This window comes from Bartonella sp. AS69XJJH, assembly GCF_042195585.1.
Lineage (GTDB): Bacteria > Pseudomonadota > Alphaproteobacteria > Rhizobiales > Rhizobiaceae > Bartonella.
The window spans coordinates 1-2,599 of the sequence record NZ_JBHIOO010000063.1 but is presented as its reverse complement, the minus strand read 5'-3'; the positions used below and the strand labels follow the sequence as shown (position 1 = coordinate 2,599).

Annotated in this window: 1 protein-coding gene and 1 pseudogene; both read right to left on the bottom strand. The window is 46.1% G+C overall.

Annotation, left to right across the window (positions count from 1 at the left end):
• Nucleotides 1-1,787: portal protein (locus ACFIK6_RS09480; protein ID WP_375677588.1), on the bottom strand; the 1,787-nt coding region annotated here is incomplete at its 3' end.
• Nucleotides 1,772-2,599, bottom strand: a pseudogene (locus tag ACFIK6_RS09475) (PBSX family phage terminase large subunit); the annotation flags it as partial. The pseudogene ACFIK6_RS09475 and the gene ACFIK6_RS09480, both read right to left, overlap by 16 nt.

Here is a 2,599-nt window from a genome sequence, read left to right as displayed (position 1 = left end):
TTCATTTCCTGCTCGGGGTCCATCTGCTGTTGTTGTGCCATTTGTTGCTGTTGGAACTTCTCACTGACACGATTAAGCAATGACGCAGGCAATGGAGAATAACGAAGTAGATCAAGCATGATATCCGGCGTAATGGCATTTTGAAGCAATGGAAGCAGTTGTGTGATAATACCGAAGGTGCGCTCTTTCTCATTCGGGCTGGTTGGCGCATCATCAACGACAATATCATACTCGACACTCGTTACTTCTTCACGCGTCAATGGAATATATTGCGCATTCTCTTCACCAGATATCCGTACCAAACGACCATCGGACAAGTAATTCTGTATCAAGTGCAAAATAATCTTGCCTTGCCGCTTGCGATACAAACGTAAACCATCAAACAGACAAGCAAGTAGATTTAAACTAGATTGGCGTCGTTGTGCCTCCAAAATACCCGCTTGTGTCACTTCCCTTGTACCAATGAATTCGGGCGATAAACCCGTCACTTGATTAATTGCTTCCTTAGCTTCATTAAACAGTTGGAAAAAGCCTTGTGGAAACTGTGCTACAGGCTTTGGTTGTATTTTACCTAGTGCCAATGCGTTAGGTTTAACCCATGTAATACTGTCTGACCGGCTTAAACTTTTTGCTGCTTCTCTCTCATCCTTAAATGCACCACTCTCTGCCATTATCCCGCCTTTGGATTGGCTATTGAGGATATACATCACTTGACTGAAATATTTATTTGCCCATCGTTGCGGGTCTTTTGTCGGGCGCACAACCCCATAAAATTGCCGTTCTATCTTGTCAAAATAACCCGTTATACACTCCCAACCCAATTGACCAGCTGGAACCATGGGTTGATCGGGCGATTCAAGCAATTTTCTCCCTAAAAAAGCGCGCTTAACAACCTTTTTATTAAAAGCCGCCCCTTGGATATCCGGCATCATGCACTGTAGCTGCTTAAATTCTTCCTCGCTATAATCACGAAGTTCTCCAGTGCTTAAATCGGGCGCTTTGTAATACCTCTCGCTTTCAAACCAACGGCATTCAACAAGAGTGATCATCCGTCGACCGTTTTCAACATCAATGCCCTTCTCATCATTATAAGCTTCAAGATCATTATGATGAATGCCCTCATAAGCAACCCCATCACGAGCCCAATCGGCACTCAGTTCACTCCAATGGGCTTTGGGAAACATCTGCTTGGCTACTTCCAAAGGCTTGCGGTCTACGTACCACAAACGTTGTGCATCGGTTAAATTCGGTTGCACTGCCGCGCTATCCCAAACCATCTTTAGAGGGTCTAAACGCGTAATGACCGGTTCACCATCAAGGCTGTTCTCATAATCAAGCCGTGTATCGGTCCACCCCATGCCACAAATGACAGCGTCTTGGAAAGCATCACTATCCGCGTATTCAGCATGTGCCATGTCGCGAAACCATTCTGCTGCTCCCGTAAGCAATTCACTAGGCAATGCCTTCCCTACTTGACGGGAAATAAATTGCACTTCGCGCTTATTGTTGCGTTCTGAACCCACAACAGCATTCACAAGTGGTGCAATGCGATTAAAGGTCATAACGGGGCGGCGTTGCTCTTTTAACGCGGCTAAATCTGCTTCATTCCACTGGTCGCCATTGTAAAATTGGAAATCCTCCCGTGCATGTTCACGCCATTTATTCACATGCTCCACATCTTCTTTGTACCAACTCACAAGCTTGCGAAATAAGCCTTCTGTCGACAAATCTGATGCGTTAATTTCTTTGTCTAAATGCTCTTCATCATACATCATTCTGCCATCCATGAGGTACTCTCATATTCCGTTCTGCCACTATAAGCTGGTCGCTTTTGTATCGTCGGAGGTTCTTCATAAGCCACGCACATCAATCCAAAGGCATCTGCTCCATGACTGGACCAATCATGCTCTGCTCCCAAGCCAATATTACGCTTCTCATCCCATTTTTCGTGATACCAATTCAGCGCCTTACGCCCTGCTACCGTCGTTTTTTCATTGAACCAAACAGACGGCAAAATACGTCGCACCGCCTCTATACGCATCTTAACCGCCCCTGCCCCTTGATTAGGAACAACTTGCGTTTCAAAACCCGCATCATTTAAAGCACTCTCAAAACTCACATTATGCACACGGTCTCTGGTCGCACCATCATGGGGTAACACCATCAACGCCTTCTCATAACCGTTTTGACGCAACCAGCCTACATGCTCTGATAGCGGTTGTCCCTGTGCTTCGTAATAATTAAGCACTCTAATTTCTCGCCCCACAAACTGTGCTATCCATATCGCTGTTGCATCTGCCTTAGCACCCGTGCCCCCAATATCCCAAAAGGCGCGTATTTGCATTAAAGGGTCACGAGCAACACGCCCTATCCGCCCCTCTTGCTCGGCTGCCAACATTTCCTTTTGATAATAAGCACCTTGAACCGCTGTAAGATAAGCCCCTTCCCAAATATGCTTATAGGTCTCGGGGCGGGATCTCAAATCATCAAGCCGCGCTTCATTCAAGATCTTGGGAAACTTAGGATTGTCTGACCAGTTGATCTCAACACGCTTAATTGCCTCATTGTCTGAAAAGCGAAACCGCTTCTCAACGGGGGC